Annotated in this window: 15 protein-coding genes; 12 read left to right on the forward strand and 3 right to left on the reverse strand. The window is 69.5% G+C overall.

The window, feature by feature from the left end; genetic code table 11:
* Positions 1-48: 48 nt before the first annotated feature.
* The 5 genes from ACIHAD_RS26015 to ACIHAD_RS26035 all read left to right on the forward strand — a co-directional run bounded on the left by ACIHAD_RS26015 (position 49) and on the right by ACIHAD_RS26035 (position 6801).
* Positions 49-1608: an ABC transporter substrate-binding protein gene (locus ACIHAD_RS26015; RefSeq protein WP_397357231.1), complete on the forward strand. Its 1560-nt coding sequence runs from the start codon at positions 49-51 to the stop codon at positions 1606-1608.
* A 14-nt stretch (positions 1609-1622) separates the two neighbouring features.
* Positions 1623-2603, forward strand: a complete 981-nt coding sequence (locus ACIHAD_RS26020) for an ABC transporter permease (protein ID WP_397357232.1) — start codon at positions 1623-1625, stop codon at positions 2601-2603.
* Between the two features lies 1 nt (position 2604).
* Complete coding sequence (locus ACIHAD_RS26025; protein ID WP_397357233.1) at positions 2605-4488, forward strand: dipeptide/oligopeptide/nickel ABC transporter permease/ATP-binding protein; 1884 nt, start codon at positions 2605-2607, stop codon at positions 4486-4488.
* A 1-nt stretch (position 4489) separates the two neighbouring features.
* Entirely contained in the window at positions 4490-5239 is a 750-nt protein-coding gene (locus ACIHAD_RS26030; RefSeq protein WP_397357234.1) for an ABC transporter ATP-binding protein, read from the forward strand.
* A gap of 506 nt (positions 5240-5745) precedes the next feature.
* Positions 5746-6801, forward strand: a complete 1056-nt coding sequence (locus ACIHAD_RS26035) for an FAD-dependent monooxygenase (RefSeq protein WP_397357235.1) — start codon at positions 5746-5748, stop codon at positions 6799-6801.
* Positions 6802-6806: 5 nt separating this feature from the next.
* On the opposite strand, the gene ACIHAD_RS26040 is transcribed toward ACIHAD_RS26035, so the two are convergent.
* The gene (locus tag ACIHAD_RS26040; protein WP_397357236.1) at positions 6807-6938 is read right to left on the reverse strand and encodes a hypothetical protein; all 132 of its coding nucleotides are present in this window, start codon (positions 6936-6938) and stop codon (positions 6807-6809) included.
* Between the two features lie 209 nt (positions 6939-7147).
* Between ACIHAD_RS26040 and ACIHAD_RS26045 the strand changes: the two genes are divergently transcribed.
* From ACIHAD_RS26045 to ACIHAD_RS26055, 3 genes are all read left to right on the forward strand, one after another.
* Positions 7148-7699 (forward strand): RNA polymerase sigma factor, encoded by a 552-nt coding sequence (locus tag ACIHAD_RS26045; RefSeq protein WP_397357237.1) that lies wholly within the window; start codon positions 7148-7150, stop codon positions 7697-7699.
* Positions 7692-8858 (forward strand): CU044_5270 family protein, encoded by a 1167-nt coding sequence (locus ACIHAD_RS26050; RefSeq protein ID WP_397357238.1) that lies wholly within the window; start codon positions 7692-7694, stop codon positions 8856-8858. The genes ACIHAD_RS26045 and ACIHAD_RS26050 overlap by 8 nt, the downstream gene beginning before the upstream one ends.
* Positions 8859-9375: 517 nt before the next feature.
* The gene (locus ACIHAD_RS26055) at positions 9376-9873 is read left to right on the forward strand and encodes a hypothetical protein (protein ID WP_397357239.1); all 498 of its coding nucleotides are present in this window, start codon (positions 9376-9378) and stop codon (positions 9871-9873) included.
* On the opposite strand, the gene ACIHAD_RS26060 is transcribed toward ACIHAD_RS26055, so the two are convergent.
* Positions 9851-10321, reverse strand: coding sequence for an SAM-dependent methyltransferase (locus tag ACIHAD_RS26060; RefSeq protein WP_397357240.1), 471 nt, complete (start codon positions 10319-10321; stop codon positions 9851-9853). The genes ACIHAD_RS26055 and ACIHAD_RS26060 overlap by 23 nt on opposite strands.
* Before the next feature lie 73 nt (positions 10322-10394).
* Here ACIHAD_RS26060 and ACIHAD_RS26065 point away from each other — a divergent pair, with 73 nt between their 5' ends.
* Positions 10395-10907 carry a GNAT family N-acetyltransferase gene (locus tag ACIHAD_RS26065; protein ID WP_397357241.1) on the forward strand — a complete coding sequence of 171 codons (513 nt, stop codon included), beginning with the start codon at positions 10395-10397 and terminating at the stop codon, positions 10905-10907.
* Positions 10908-11684: 777 nt separating this feature from the next.
* Here ACIHAD_RS26065 and ACIHAD_RS26070 read toward each other — a convergent pair.
* Positions 11685-12620 (reverse strand): CPBP family intramembrane glutamic endopeptidase, encoded by a 936-nt coding sequence (locus tag ACIHAD_RS26070; RefSeq protein ID WP_397357242.1) that lies wholly within the window; start codon positions 12618-12620, stop codon positions 11685-11687.
* Between the two features lie 280 nt (positions 12621-12900).
* Between ACIHAD_RS26070 and ACIHAD_RS26075 the strand changes: the two genes are divergently transcribed.
* From ACIHAD_RS26075 to ACIHAD_RS26085, 3 genes are all read left to right on the forward strand, one after another.
* Positions 12901-13077, forward strand: coding sequence for a hypothetical protein (locus tag ACIHAD_RS26075; protein WP_397357243.1), 177 nt, complete (start codon positions 12901-12903; stop codon positions 13075-13077).
* Between the two features lie 121 nt (positions 13078-13198).
* Positions 13199-13516 (forward strand): hypothetical protein, encoded by a 318-nt coding sequence (locus ACIHAD_RS26080; protein WP_397357244.1) that lies wholly within the window; start codon positions 13199-13201, stop codon positions 13514-13516.
* 1 nt (position 13517) lies between these two features.
* Positions 13518-14786: a hypothetical protein gene (locus ACIHAD_RS26085; protein ID WP_397357245.1), complete on the forward strand. Its 1269-nt coding sequence runs from the start codon at positions 13518-13520 to the stop codon at positions 14784-14786.
* The last annotated feature ends 231 nt before the right edge of the window (positions 14787-15017 follow it).

The raw sequence follows: 15017 nt of genomic DNA on the forward strand, positions 1-15017 counted from the left end.
CACGCGCCAATGGTCCGAAATCGCCCTTTTCGTGTCTCGATTTCCGTATTGTGCTCGACGGTCGCGCTGGCTGCCTGCTCCAACGGTGGGAGCACCGGTAGCTCGTCCGGCGACGACTATGCCGACGGCGGCTCGCTCACCATCGCGATCGACAGCGACCCCGGTGCGCTCGACCCGCAGCGCTCGGTCAACGGCGTCAACAAGATGATGGCCGTCTTCGCCTACGACACGCCCGTCAAGCTGCTGGACTCCGGCGAGGTGGCGCCCAGCGTCGTCAAGTCGTGGACCGGCGAGGGAACCTCCTACACGCTGACCGTCCGCGAGGGCGTCACCTGCTCGGACGGCTCGCCGATGGACGCGCAGACGGTGGCCGACAACATCAACTACGTGGCCGCCGAGGGCAACGGCTCGCCCATGCGCGGCGCCGCCGTTCCTGCCGGCGCCACGGCAACGGCCGACAAGGCCGCCGGCACCGTCGCGGTCAAGCTCAAGGAGGGCGCGCCCTTCTTCTTCCAGAACCTGGCCGAGCTGCCGCTGGTCTGCTCGAGCGCCATCAAGAACCGCGACTCCCTGAAGGCCGCCTCCGCCGGCTCCGGTCCGTTCGTCCTCTCCAGCGTGCAGGCCGGCAACCAGTACACGTACACCCGCCGCGACGGGTACGCCTGGGGGCCGAACGGCGCCTCGACCGCCGAGAAGGGCATGCCGGCGAAGGTGACCTTCAAGCTCGTGACGAGCGTGACCACGACGGCCAACCTCCTGCTGAGCAAGGGCGTCAACATCTCGCTCCTCTCCGGTGCCGACACCCAGCGGCTCAAGGCCGCCAAGGTGTTCTCGGACGGCGGCAGCATCATCGACGACGAGCTCACCTTCAACCAGGCCGCCGGTCTGCCGACCGCCGACGTCAACGTCCGGCGCGCGCTCGTCGGCGCTCTCAACATGAAGGAACTGGCCCAGGTCGCCACCGGCAGCCTCGGACAGGAGGCCAACGGGCTGCTGACCGACCCGAAGATCTGCAGCGGTGACACCGTCACCCCGAACAAGCCGGCGTACGACGCGGCCGCCGCGGCGGCGCTGCTCGACCGGGCCGGCTGGACGGCCGCCGGCGGCGGAGCCCGGGCCAAGGACGGCAAGCCGCTCGAGGTCGCGTTCGTCTACGACAACGAGGACACCACGACCGCGGCGGCGGCCGAGTACATCGGCCAGAAGTGGACGGCGCTGGGCGTCAAGGTGGACCTCAAGGGACAGTCGTTCAACGCGCGGTCCGATGTCGTCTTCGGCGGCAAGGGCCCGTGGACCGCGACCCTCATCGGCCTCGGCGTGTCCAACCCGGCCACGCTCGTGCCGTTCTTCTCCGGCGCCACCCCGTCGCATGGCGGCATCAACTACGGCTCGATGCACAACGACGTCTTCGACAGCTCGATCAAGGCGGCGCAGGCGAAGTCCGGCACCGGCGGCTGCGCCGACTGGAACGCGGGCGAGGGCGCCCTGATCAAGGACGCGGACATCACCCCGATCGCCGTCTCGCCCTACCTCTACTGGGGCAACGGGGCCAAGTTCGACGTCGTCGCCCGCGTGCTGGAGCCCACCTCGCTCCGGGTTCTGCGCTAGGTACGGCGGGGAGGATGGGAGGTTCTGTGAAGTCGTCGCTGCGCGCCAGGCACCCGTGGCCGGTATTCCTGATCCGGCGGCTGGGGAGGTTCGTCGTCTCGCTGGCGGTCGTCGTCACCGCATCGTTCGCCATGGTCCACGCGCTGCCGGGCGACCCGGTACGCGGAGCCCTGGGCCTGATGGCGCCGCCGGAGACCATCGCGGCCACCCGGGAGCGTCTCGGGCTCAACGACCCGCTGTGGCGGCAGTACCTGGACTATCTCTGGAACCTGCTCCACCTCGACCTCGGTACGTCCCTGGACACCCAGACGCCGGTGCGGGAGAAGATGGCACAGTTGGTGCCCGCGACCCTCCAGCTCGGCCTGACCGCGTTCGTGGTCTGCCTCGCGGTGGCGATACCGGTGGGCCTGCTCCTCGGTATCGCCACCCGGGACGGCCGGGGCCGCGGCCTGCACTTCGGCTTCGGCGGCGTGACCGGGCTCGCGCTCTCCGTGCCGGACTACCTGGTGTCGGTCGGACTCGTGTTCGTCTTCGCCGTCTCCCTCAATGCGCTGCCGGTCGCGGGCTTGTCCGGTCCCGCGTCGTTCGTGCTGCCGGTGACCGCCCTCGTCGTGGGCCCGGCCGCCTACCTGGCGCGGATCGTCCGGGCCGAGACCCAGCGGGTGCTCAGCGAGGACTACATCCGGGCGGCGCGCGCGAAGCGCCTCCCGGCGCGGCTGATCTACCTGCGGCACGCGCTGCCGAACACGCTGACCCCGACGCTGACCGTCTCCGGCATGATCCTCGCGTCGATGGTGGCCGGCACCGTGCTCGTGGAGAACGTGTTCGCCTGGCCCGGCGTCGGCGCCGAGCTCGTGCATTCGGTGCTCGCCAAGGACTACCCGGTCGTCCAGGCGGTCGCGCTCTTCTTCGGCGCCGGCATCCTGCTGATCAACCTCGCGGTCGACATCGCGATCGCCGTCATCGACCCGCGCTCGACGATCAAGGAGAGCTGACGTGTCCTGGTCACGTACCCGCCATCACCTGTCGTCGCCGCTCGGCGTGGTCACGGTCGCCCTGCTGCTGCTCCTGGTCGCGACCGCCGTCGTGGCGCCGCTGCTGCTCGGCGACCGGGCCACGGAGATCGCGGGCGGCGCGCTCCAGGCGGGACCGTCGGCGGCGCACCCGTTCGGCACGGACGCCCTCGGACGCGACGTCCTCACGCGGACGCTGGTGGCCACCCGGCTGTCCCTCGTCCTCGCTCTGCTCGTCGTCGGCATCGGCGTGGCCTGCGGGCTGATCATCGGCACCGTCCCCGTCGTGCTCGGCCGGCGCGCCGGCCGAGCGGTGGTCGCCGTCCTGAACCTGATGGTCGCCTTTCCCGGGCTGCTGCTCGCCCTGTTCCTCGCCATGATCTTCGGAGTGGGGGCGCGCGGCGCTGTGCTGTCGATGGCGATCGCCTTCGCGCCCTCGTTCGCGCGGCTGACCCACACCACCGCCAGCGGCGTCGCGAACGCCGACTACGTCTCCGCCGCGCGACTGCTCCGGGTCCCGCGGTGGCGGATCCTGATTCGCCACGTCATCCCGAACATCTCGGAACCCCTCGTCATCAACGCGACCAGCCAGGTCGGGGCGGCGCTGCTCAGCATATCGGCACTGTCCTACATCGGCTTCGGCGTGCAACCGCCGCAGTACGACTGGGGACGCATGCTCGCCGACGGGCTGCCGGCCATCTACACCAACCCGGCGGCCGCGCTCGCGCCGTCCATCATGATCGTCGTCGCGGGTCTCGCATTCGTCCTCGCCGGCGAGCTGCTGACCCAGGTCCTCGGCGGCAGCCAGCACGGTCACCTCCGGCTCCCGTCCCTCAGGGCCCAGCGCCGGGATACGGCCCCGGCCGAGACGCCGCCACCGGGCGACGAGGTGCTCCGGATCGAGCGCCTGACCGTCACCGTACCCGGCGAGACCGCGCCCTTCTCCCCGGTCGTCGACGTCAGCATGCGCCTTCGCCGCGGCGAGATCGTCGGGCTGGTCGGCGAGTCGGGATCGGGCAAGAGCCTCACCGCCATGGCGGCCGCACAGCTCACCTCGTACCCGAACGTCGCTGAGGCCGACGTGCACCAGATCAAGGGCAACGAGCTGCGGCGGATGCGCCCCCGCGACCGCGAGCGGCTGCTCGGCACCTCGCTCGCGATGGTGTTCCAGGACCCGATGTCGTCGCTGAACCCGACGCTCAAGGTCGGACGCCAGCTCGCCGAGGTCGCGGAAACCCACGAACGCCTCGGCCGCCGGGACGCGTGGCGACGAGCCGTCGACCGCCTCAGCGCAGTACTGATCACCGACCCGCAGGCGCGGGCGAAGCAGTACCCGATGGCGTTCTCCGGCGGCATGCGCCAGCGCGCCTCGATCGCGATGGGCCTCATGGCCCAGCCGGCGCTGATCGTCGCCGACGAGCCGACCACCGCCCTCGACGTGACCGTCCAGAAGGAGGTGCTCGGCCTGCTGCGGCGCATCTCCCGGGAGAGCGACGCCGCCGTCCTGCTGATCAGCCACGACATCGCGGTGGTGGCTGAGAACGCGTCCCGGGTCCTGGTCATGTACGCCGGCCGGGTGGTCGAGGAACTGCCGGTCAAGGGGCTCGCCGAGGCCGCGCATCCGTACACCCGCGCGTTGATCGCGAGCATCCCGGACATGTCGACGGACCGGTCCCGGCCGCTCGCGAACATTCCCGGCCGCCCGCCGCACGCCTCTGACCTGCCGCCGGGCTGCGCGTTCGCGCCCCGGTGCGGCCAGGCGGACGACCGATGCCGGCAGGCGCGTCCCGAACTGGCCGATTCGGGCGGTGGCGGCGCCGTCGCCTGCTGGCATCCGCTGCTGCCGGTCCTAGAAAGCGAGGCGTGACGTGCTCGAGCTCCGCGACATAGTTGTCCGGTACGGCCACAATCAGGGAGCCGTGACGGCCGTCGACGAGGTCAGCCTGACCGTGGCGGCCGGCTCGGTCGTCGGGCTCGTCGGCGAGTCGGGGTCCGGCAAGTCGACCCTCGCCCGGGCGGCGGTCGGCCTCGCCCCGCTCACCTCGGGCACGATCCTCTGGAAGGGGGCGGGGCTCGACCCGCGCGGCCGCCCGCCGTTGCAGTACGTGTTCCAGGACCCGTATGCGTCCCTCAACCCGAGGATGAGCGTCGGCGCGTCGATCGCCGAGGGCCTGCCCCGGGCGAGCGGGCGGCGGGAGCGGCCGGCCCGGGTCGCCGAGCTGCTCGAGATGGTCCGGCTCGATCCTGGCGACGTCCACAAGCGCCCCCGGCAGCTCTCCGGCGGACAGCGGCAGCGCGTCGCCATCGCCCGCGCCCTCGCCGCCGAGCCCGAGGTCCTGATCGCCGACGAGATCACGTCGGCGCTCGACGTCTCGGTCCAGGGTGCCGTGCTCAACCTGCTCAAGGAGATCCAGAGCCGGACCGGTGTCGGGATCCTGTTCATCTCGCACAACCTCGCCGTGGTCCGCTACATGGCCGACTCGATCGCGGTCATGAAGTCCGGCCGGCTCGTCGAGCACAGTACGACGGAGGACGTCATCGAGCGTTCCGCGCACCCGTACACGAAGCAGCTCCTCGAAGCCGTCCCGAACATGACGATGGGTAATGGCCGCTCATAGCTGAGAGTCGATGCCGGACTCGAGGTGTCCAAGCCGTTCCTCATCGACACCTACTCGACGCTCGACCTGGTGGCGGCGGGCGCTGATCCTGCGCCGCCGGGCGTCGTACCACAACCACCGGGTCATCCTCGGCGGGGCCGTCGGTAAGCAGCTCGCCGGCGTAGCCGCCCCCACCGCGACACCGAGCTTGCGCATCTGCATGGCCTCGGTGAGGTGCGGCGTATGGTCCCGCCGGACGAACTCCGCAGCCGGCGGACCGATGCCGCACAACCGCTTCACCCCGTACAGCGCCTGCGAACAGCTGGCTCGGGTCCGGCGTGGCGTAGGCGCGTGGTGGCGTACTGTGCGCGTATAACTACTCTGTGTCAAACGAAGTACAGAAGGTGATTTGTGTCGGTGGCGGACCCGCTGGCCTGTATTTCGCGATCCTGATGAAGCTGCGCGATCCTTCGTGTGACATATCCGTTTTCGAGCGCGATCCGGCGGGTTCGACGTACGGCTGGGGCGTGACGTACTGGGGCAGCCTGCTCGACCGGCTGTACGAGAGCGATCCCGAGTCGGCCCGCGCCATCGGCGAGGCGTCCGTGCGGTGGCATGACGGGATGGCCCTCGTCGGCGGCCGCACCACCACGCACCGCGGCGACGAGGGCTTCGGCATCGGCCGCCACCGGCTGCTCGGCATCCTGGCCGACCGGGCGATCGCACTCGGCGTGCGGGTGGAGTTCGAGCGCGAGATCCGCGGCGAGGTCCCGGACGCCGACCTGGTGGTGGCCGCCGACGGGGTGAACAGCCCGCTGCGCGGCCGCCACGACTTCGGCACCAAGGTCGCCATTGGGGGCAACACCTACATCTGGCTCGGGACCACCAGGGTCTTCGACGCCTTCACCTTCGCCTTCGTGGAGACCGAGCACGGCTGGATCTGGTGCTACGGCTACCGCTTCGACGACGAGCGCAGCACCTGCGTGATCGAGTGCGCGCCCGCCACGTGGCGCGGGCTCGGGCTCGACCGCGCCGACGAGGCGGGCAACCTGGAGCTGCTGGACAAGCTGTTCGTCGACCTGCTCGACGGGCATCGGCTCATCGGGCGCGGGCAGGGCGTCGCGCAGTGGCTGCGCTTCCAGACCGTGACGAACCGCTCCTGGCACCGCGGCAACCTCGTCCTGCTCGGCGACGCCGCGCACACCACGCACTACTCCATCGGCGCCGGGACCACGCTCGCGTTCGAGGACGCCATCGCGCTGGCCGGCGCGATCGAGCGCCACCCCGCCCTGGCGCTCGCGCTCGCGGCCTACGCGCGGGAGCGCAAGGCCGCGCTGTTGCCGGTCCAGAGCGCCGCCCGCTACAGCGCGCGGTTCTACGAGGACCTGCCGCGCTACCTGCGCCTGGAGCCCGCGCAGATGTTCGCGCTGCTCGGCCAGCGGCACTCGCCGCTGCTGTCGTACATGCCGCCGCGGCTGTACTACCGGCTCGACCGGGCGGCGAGCCGGCTGGAGGCGCTGCGCAAGATCAAGCGCTGGGCCGGGCACTGGATCGCCGGGTCACTGCAGTCGTTGTCGCGCTGACGGGGTCAGCGCAGGTCGCGGACGAGGCGGCCGATGACGGAGTGGCCCCTGCCGTCGTCGAACGAGTCCGAGCCGATCAGCAGGGTCACGGCCCGCCGCCGCGGAGTTTGGGAGACCCGGCGCGGGCCTTGGACCAAGCGGCTCCGCTGCGCACTGCTCCTGATCCGATCATCGATCCCGAGCGAATCACTGACCTGAACATACGCTGACAAGACGGGTCAGGCGGCATCTGGAGTTGCCTCAGGCAGACATAGGCGAGAGGCTCAGCGACGGTCCGTGAAAGCAGCAAGGCACTTCGGGCAAGTAAGGGCGTCCATCGTTCACTTGATCCAGCGGAGACGCCTGCATGGCCGTTCCACCTGACCTGGCCGACCCACCCGATCTACGGGTGGACTTCGAGCAGATCTTCAATGCGCACTTCTCCGAGATCCACCGCTACATCGTCAGGCGGTTGTCCGACGACGTCGCTGACGACCTGGCCGCCGAGGTGTTCCTGGCGGCCTATCGAGGTGGCTATGACACCTCGCGCGGCGGGGTGCGTCCGTGGCTGTACGGCATCGCCACCCACCTCATCGCACGGCATCGCCGTACCGAGATCCGTAGATGGAAGGCGCTCAGCCGGACGGCTGAGCGCGCCGAGCACAGTCCCGAGGACGCAGCCCTGGCCCGCGTGGCTGCGGGCCGGCTGACCGGCAAGCTGGCGGGGGCGCTGGCCGGGCTCAATCGTGGGGACCGCGACGTCGTGCTGCTGAGCGTGCTGGGCGACCTCAGCCACGCCGAGGTCGCCGCGGCCCTGCGGATCCCAGCGGGGACGGTCGCCTCCCGGCTCAACCGGGCCCGCAAGAAGCTCCGTAAGGCATTCGGCGACGTCAACCCTTTGGAGGAGATCCATGGATGAGCTGAGCCTCCTGGCGAGAGCGCTGCCTGACGCTCCGCCGCCCTCGGCGGAGGTGGTCGAGAAGGCCCGCCTCCGGCTTGCCGCCGCCCAGCTCAAGCCGGTACGGCCAGGTAGAGCGAATCGGCGCGGCCTCGCCTGGGGATGGACCCTGGGAGCGGCCGCAACAACGATCGCCGTCGTCATGGCCGTCGTCACGCTGGTGTCGAACGTGACCGCCGTTCCCGCACCGATGCTCGCGCCCGCAGGCGGCAACGATGCCCTGCTCCGGCTGGCGGACCAGGTCGCGAAACTGCCGGACGAGCGCGGCGCCTACTGGCGCAGGCCGCTGCTCAGCAATGAGCTGATCAGGGTCCGGGCGGGCGGCGAAACGTTCAACGTCCTGTCCTCGTCGCGGATCGACCTCTGGCAGCCGCGCGATCCCGGCGACCCCGTCCAGGGGGAGCGGTGGCAGCTGTTCGTCCGTCCCGCCACCGAGGCCGACGAGCGTGCGTGGCGGGCGGCGGGTTCTCCGGTCACGGTCCAGCGCGTGTGCACCCGAGCGAGCGACTGCGCGAAGGTCCAGCTGCGGTCCAAGCCCTCTCAATGCGTGTACGCGCGCGCGGCCGAGCCGGGCGGCGTGCTCGCTGATAGACGGCTGGGTGAACTCACGCTGGCCGACCTCGCGGCACTGCCCGGCGACGCCGAAGAACTCCGGGAGAAACTACGGACCTACTGGAAGATCCGAAACGACAGCCGCCAGCCCAAGGTCAGCTTCGAACAATTCCTCGTCACCTCCTCCGCCCTTCTGGAGCTCCCGGTCAAGCCCTCGGTCAGGGCAGCCGCCCTGCGTCTCCTCGCCGGCCTGCCGACGACCAAGGTGCGCGGCTCGATCACTGACCCTCTGGGACGTACGGGAATCGCGGTCACCTTCATCAAGAGCGAGGGCTTCACCGCCGAGTTCGGTACCAATGACGTCGTGGTGCAGATGTACACCACCATCCTCGACCCACACACCGGCACCGTCTTGGCGACAAACGTCGATATCGCGGCCGAGAGCACGGAGGGGCTCGCCAAGGGGACGTTCATATCCTCTCAAGCATGGGCACCTGAGGCCGGCTGGACCAGCGAACGCCCCAAGCGGCCACGCGGCTGCCGGTTCAGCGACCGTCCGCTGCCGTGACGAGCCGCCCCGGGCACGCACGCTCACCACCTTCCTTTCTGTCAGCGCCTGCGGGCGGCGGGATCGTGTCCTGCTTGTCAGCGCGCGAGCGCTTCTCTGGGCCCTTCGAGACAATGGGCTGCGTGACCGACGCAGTTCTGGCGCCACCGTCGTGGTGCGTTCTCGATTGAGGTCACCGTGACTGCGCAGCAGGTTGGCAGGGTCATGCTGGTCCGCATTCCACCACAGCACCTACGAGCAAGCCGAGGTGGCTCCGCCGGCGATGCGGTCGCCCAAGTCCATGACCAGGTTGCTGGCCTGCCGCCGTCTGGCTCGCGACTACGAACGCGATCCCGCGGTGTCCGCGGCGATCATCCGCTGGGCCGCCATCGCCGGGATTGCCCGTCGCCTTACTCGCGGCGGACCCGCCCAACGCCGGCCCCGTTACAGCTGCGACCGACAGAGATGATCACCATCTCAGGCGCCCGGAGGTGATCCGTCGCGGAACGCTCAGTGTGAATCGGCCGTCTAATCGATCATGGATCTGCGGTACCTGAAGCGCTCGCCCGCTCTGCTGTGCGCTCTGGCAGCGCCGTTGCTGTACGCCGGAGCGACCCTGATCGCGCTCCAGTCGGCCGTCCAGGCGGGGCTCGACCCCGGGCACGAAGGCTGGAACGACCTGCTGCCAGGCCGGCTGGACGGGGCGATCGAATCGGCGAGGGGATGGGTGGGCGCCATCGCCCTCATCCTCTCCGCCGAGGCGGCCGTGGTCGCCGCACTGGGGGGCCGGCTGAATCGCCGATCCACCGCCGGCGGCCTCGTGCTGTGCACGGCCGCCGGCATGGTCTACCTGATGAGTCTCGCCCTGGCCGTCCTGAGCACTTACGCGATCGTGCTTTATCCTTCTGGCGATACCGATCTTGGGTCGCTTTTCCCGGGTTGGTACTTTCCTGCACTGATCGTCATCGCCATCGTGACCCTCACTGGGCTGACCGTCTGGCTGTCCGCAGCGGTCAGGGAGGCCTCAGCCTCCTGATGGTCAACGCTGCGACCACGGGTGGCCGCATACGTGCCATGCCGCGCTCCGGAACATGTCCGCAGCCTGCCAACCGGCTCCGTGGGCTGATGCGACAACTCTTTGGAGTGTCACAACTCCACCCCCTCAAGCTGATCTTCTCAAGCGTGCTCTGAGGGGGGAGACCACACCCCAGATTCAGCCATTGCGAGATGCCCAGGTCAGCCACAACGACGCGTGTCGCACGGATCGAGAATTCCAGGTTCGCTCGGGCGGCCTGGTCGATGTGCGGGGCGATCCTCTTGAGCGTGAGGAAGACTTCCCGGTCGTCGCCCAGGTTGTCCTTGCCGCTGGTGGCGGCGTTGTAGACGCGCGCAATCGACGGACCTGAGAAGTTGTAGCGATCTTCGCCAGCTCTTGTATGCAGAAGCGTAAAGCCGTCCGAGGCTGGCTTCGCCAAGAAGGGCAAGCTTCATGAGCACCCCCGCGGAGGCATCCTCCATGTCCTGCATCCGCAGAAGGACAAGGAGACGAACCCGATCATGACCTCTTCCCTCACCACCCGTCCCGAGAGCGCCGGCGACGTCGCCATCATCCGGGACATCAACCTTGCTGCCTTCCCCACCCCGCACGAGGCCGACCTCATCGAGGCGCTGCGGGCCGACCCGCAGGCGTGGCTGCCCGGCCTGTCCTGGCTGGCCGAGGCCCCCGGCGGCGAGCTCGCCGGATACGCGCTGCTCACCCGCTGCCACGTCGGCGGCTCACCCGCCCTCACCTTGGGCCCGTGCGCCGTCAGGCCCGAACATCAGCGGCGGGGCGCGGGTTCCGCCGCCATCCGCGCCACTCTGCAAGCCGCCCGCGAGCAGGGCGAGAACCTGGTGCTCGTGCTCGGCCACGCCGAGTACTACCCGCGATTCGGCTTCACCCCCGCCTCCGGGTACGGCATCCGCCCGCCCTTCGACGTCGAGGACAAGTACATGATGGCGCTCGCCCTCGACCCTGAGCGGCCCGTCCCGAGCGGCGTCATCCGCTACCCGGCGGCGTTCGGCGTCTGACCTCCCGCTCCTTGACTGCGTCGAATGGCCCTCAGCGCGACTGGGGCCGTTCGACCGTCGGATGCGGACAGGGCCAGCCCAGGCGACGGCATTCTGCTTTGATGACCTGGACTGCTCCCTCTGTCACCCGCATTGTCCGGACAGGTCAGGGCCTTGTGGGGCTGAGGATGGCGTGGGCGTCCTCCAACGGCAGGGGAGGAAGTCCACGCGCGGCATGATGATCGTTCGTGCTTCTTCGCCTGGCTCATCTCACCGTCACAAACGCTTTCGCCGCGCTACGGCTACTGCCAATGAGTGATCGGGACAAGGATGTCGAGATTCTCGCTCTGCGTCATCAGATCATGGTCCTGCAACGACAACTCGGCGCCGATGTACGGGTGAGGTTCGCCCCCGAAGACCGCCTCTTCCTGGCGGCGCTCCTGACCTCACTGCCCCGAGCCGTCCTGCGCCGGCCGCGGCTTGTCGTCCGCCCAGACACCATCCTGCGCCGGCATCGCGAGATCGTGAAGCAGCAGCATGCCCGTACCTGCCGGCCGCAGCGACCTGGGCGCCCGCCCACAGTGCGCTCCATCCGCGCTGTGTCCACTTCTTCTTGACGAGCCGTCGGTGCCAGGCACGGAGGGGTTCAACGTCAGTTGACATCACTGACGCATCTGGGCCCGCGGACCGCGGGCCGTGTGCGGATGGAGGGCCTGCTCGTCGTCTGGCCGGACGGGAATCGACGTGCAACCGGCTCAAGAGGCCCGCCCAGCGGGCCAGGCTGTCGCCGTTCCGTGATCAGGTGGCCTGGCTGGATGAGATGGACGGGCTGGACGATGCCGACGCGTGGCTGGAAGGCATCGCATCGTCGGGGGGTCGGACGCGCGCCAGGGCCAGTCCCAGCACTCCGAAGACGAGCAGCCCGACCGCGCCGAACACCCCGCCGAGCAGCGGGTCGGGCAGCCGTCCCGCTGCCGAGACGACGAGGTACAGGGTGGGCACGGCGGCGTTCAGCACACCGTGCCCGATCACCGCCGGCCAGACGCTGCCGGTACGGAGCCGCAACCACCCAAGCCCGGCCCCGGCGGCCACACAGAACACGGTGAACGGCAGCGCCGCCCAGGGACCGAGGCCAGGGTAGTTCCAGCCGAGCAGGGTCAGGGGCGCGTGCCACAGGCCCCAGATGATGCCGGAGGCCAGGATGGCGCGGCCATACCCGAGCGGAAGCAGACGGGGCAGCATGAAGCCGCGCCACCCCCATTCCTCGCCGAACGCCGTCACCGATGCGAGCAGCGTCGACACCACGATTCCGGCGAGGGTGCCGACAGCGGCGGTGGCGTGCGTGCCCTGCGGGAAGGCTTGCCGGTATCCGGAAAGCCCTGCCAGATCGGTGGGGAAGACCCCGAACAGCGCGCTGATCGCGATCACGCCCGCGATCAGTACGGGGATGCCGGCCCAGGTGGCGGCGAGGTACGCGACGGTCCGGCCCGGCCTGGGCCCGAAAGTCAGGCCTGTCTGGCGGGCCCACTGCCGCGCGGCGGGGTCCTTGCGCAGCGCCGTCACCAGCCACACCACGAGTACCCCCAGCGTGGGGGACAACTGCAGCCCGGCCAGGGACAGGGGGAGTGCGGTGCTCTGGAGGCCCTGGGGCTGGATCCACAGCGGGATCGCGGCCAGCCATGCCCCGCCGAAGGCGACGGCCAGGTAGATGATGAGATCGGCTTTGTTCCTCATGCCCGCCACGATGCGGGCCGCCGACCTCGGGTGGCCAGTGAATAATTCACGACCTGCGCCGCTCTTCGCCGCCCGCGTGAGCTCTCACGGAAGTCGTGAATTTCTCACTGGGGTGATTTCATGCGCCCAGCAGAACAGGAGGTGTAAGCGGTTCTGAGCGTCGACCGTGATGGTGCACCAGTGGCCCGATCCGACCGTGGAGGTGCCGTAGCCCAGACGGTGCACGCCGCCGGCGCGTACCTCGGCGACACCGGCGGGCTGGTCGCCCTTCCTGGTGGCGGTGGCCGCCGTGGCGCTGAAGGCTCCCCGCAGCGCCGCGGTCATGGGCGCGTCCGGGGGGCAGCGGTACGCCGTCCGCCCAGAGGCGCTGCGCCGGAACCTGGAGGTTCTGCTGGAAGGCGTGGACGAGGTGGCCCACGGTGGTGCTCTCGTCGCCGCTGATCACGACGTCGCGTAGCCCCCGGCCGGTCAGCGCGCTGGGGGAGAGGCGCATCAGGAACACCGTCCTTGGTTCGCTTTCGCCACGCAGGCAGCAAAGCCCCAGCTTTCTCCGGATTTGTCATGATCATTCAGCTATCATGACGCTCCAGAGTGAAAACGATCATTCGGAAAGGCTGCTGCGCATGGGTTTTCTAGGCGGAGAACCAGACAACATGGACGCGGGCGCTCAAGGGATGGCCGGCGTTCATTCGAACCTCAAGGGACTGATCCCGAACGTGAGCAATTCCCTGCGCGCGGTGGCGGCGGCCTCGGAAGGCCTCGTTCCCGAAGCGGCCACCTCGGCGGCCGCCGGGTACGCGCGGACGGCCGGGCACCTGACGGCCGACGTGGACTATTTGGGCCGGGCGCTGAAGGCGATGGCGGCGAACCTGCGCAAGACGATGGGAGGCGAATGAAATGGCAGCCCCTTTCAAGGTCCCGAAAGGCGATCCCGGAACGATCCGCCGTGAAGCCGGCCGGGTCGGCCAGGCCGCCGCGGACATGGCCCGCGCTTCCCAGCAGGTGGAGGCGCACGCGGTCACCGCGCTGAACGGCTGGACCGGCATCCACGCCGCGATGTTCGCCGTCAGCGCCGGCGGCACCTTCACCGCGCTGGAAACCCAGGGAAATGCCGTCAAAGCGGTCAGCCAGGGCCTCAAGAAGTACGCCGGCATTTTGGAGAAGGCGCAGCACGACATTCGTTTCTGGAGCCGGGAGTACGAGAAGGACGAGCGAGAACTCGCCAAACCGGGCCTGACGGCGGAGCAGAAAGACAATCTCCAGTACAACCTCCGCGACAGATACCCCTACTTCGTCAAGCGCGCCGAGGAGGATCTGGCCGAGAACGGCGACAAGGCCACCGCTCCGCTGGCCCTGTTGCGTCAGCTGAAGCTGGAGAAGAAGGCGGATCCCGATCCGAAGGGCCTGCTGGATCGCTTCGAGCGCACGGCGCAGTACAAGGGTTACGCGGCCTTCAAGGGCGCCACGGACCCCGTGCTCGCCTTCCTCGGGCTCCTGGACGGGGGCACCAAGGCCGGCACCGTGTACCAGTACCTGAAGCAGGGCGTGCTCGGCAAGATGGCCAAGCGCAAGCTCTCCAGGGCCGAGCTCGAGAAGGCCCTGATCAACCAGATCTGGAGGGAAGGCGGCACACCGCGCGGCGAGCTGGGGGCCAGGGCCCGCGAGCTGGCCGCGAAGATCACGGCGGCGAACCAGAGGGTGGAGACGGCCGAGCGCATCATGGCCGAGGCGCGGCCCCAGCTCGCGGCCGACCTGGGCGAGGGCCTGGCCGCGGGCAGGTACGCCAAGGTGGCCAAGGGCCTGGCCAAGGGCTCCGCGGTCCTGGGCATCATCGCCGGGATCGACGACCTCCTCTACAACAGGGACACGGGCTGGGTCCGGACCGGCAACTACGTCGCCGGCGGCTCGGGAATCGCGGGCGGCCTGCTGGTCCTGTTCGCCGGCGTCATCGGCTCGTTCACCGGCGCGACGGAGGCGGTCGTCATCACCGGCCTCGCCCTCGGGACCATCTCGGCGGGCTGGACGTTCGGCAAGTGGGGGGTCGAGAAGGGCAAGGAGAACAAGCAGGCCAGAGGCGTCGGCAACTGGCTGAAGAAGCACACGACCGACAAGGCCGCCGACGGCTGGCGGAAGTTCACCTGGTCCTTGACCCATCCTGCGAGGTGACCTGGAATCCCTGCTCGAACGCGCACGGACCGCGTACGTGCCCGTCATCGCCCTCACCGACGAAGAGCTCGTCGAGTCCCTCGCCGCCCTGTACCGGCGGCCGGTCAGCACCCCGCCGTAGCGCAGCAACGCATGGCTCCTGGCGCGGACGAACTCCTCGAACCCTGCTCACGGCACTGCGCTGAGGTCTGAAGGGTGTGCCGATCGAATATTGAGTTACGTGGCTTGAAC

This window comes from Nonomuraea sp. NPDC052265, from assembly GCF_044547985.1.
Lineage (GTDB): Bacteria > Actinomycetota > Actinomycetes > Streptosporangiales > Streptosporangiaceae > Nonomuraea.

What these genes read in the sequence shown, in the direction of transcription:
- ACIHAD_RS26020 (WP_397357232.1), top strand. Translation starts at nt 1,623, where the DNA reads ATGGGAGGTTCTGTGAAGTCGTCGCTGCGCGCCAGGCACCCGTGGCCG.
- ACIHAD_RS26045 (WP_397357237.1), top strand. Translation starts at nt 7,148, where the DNA reads ATGGCCGTTCCACCTGACCTGGCCGACCCACCCGATCTACGGGTGGAC.
- ACIHAD_RS26050 (WP_397357238.1), top strand. Translation starts at nt 7,692, where the DNA reads ATGGATGAGCTGAGCCTCCTGGCGAGAGCGCTGCCTGACGCTCCGCCG.
- ACIHAD_RS26055 (WP_397357239.1), top strand. Translation starts at nt 9,376, where the DNA reads ATGGATCTGCGGTACCTGAAGCGCTCGCCCGCTCTGCTGTGCGCTCTG.
- ACIHAD_RS26065 (WP_397357241.1), top strand. Translation starts at nt 10,395, where the DNA reads ATGACCTCTTCCCTCACCACCCGTCCCGAGAGCGCCGGCGACGTCGCC.
- ACIHAD_RS26070 (WP_397357242.1), bottom strand. Translation starts at nt 12,620, where the DNA reads ATGAGGAACAAAGCCGATCTCATCATCTACCTGGCCGTCGCCTTCGGC.
- ACIHAD_RS26080 (WP_397357244.1), top strand. Translation starts at nt 13,199, where the DNA reads ATGACGCTCCAGAGTGAAAACGATCATTCGGAAAGGCTGCTGCGCATG.
- ACIHAD_RS26085 (WP_397357245.1), top strand. Translation starts at nt 13,518, where the DNA reads ATGGCAGCCCCTTTCAAGGTCCCGAAAGGCGATCCCGGAACGATCCGC.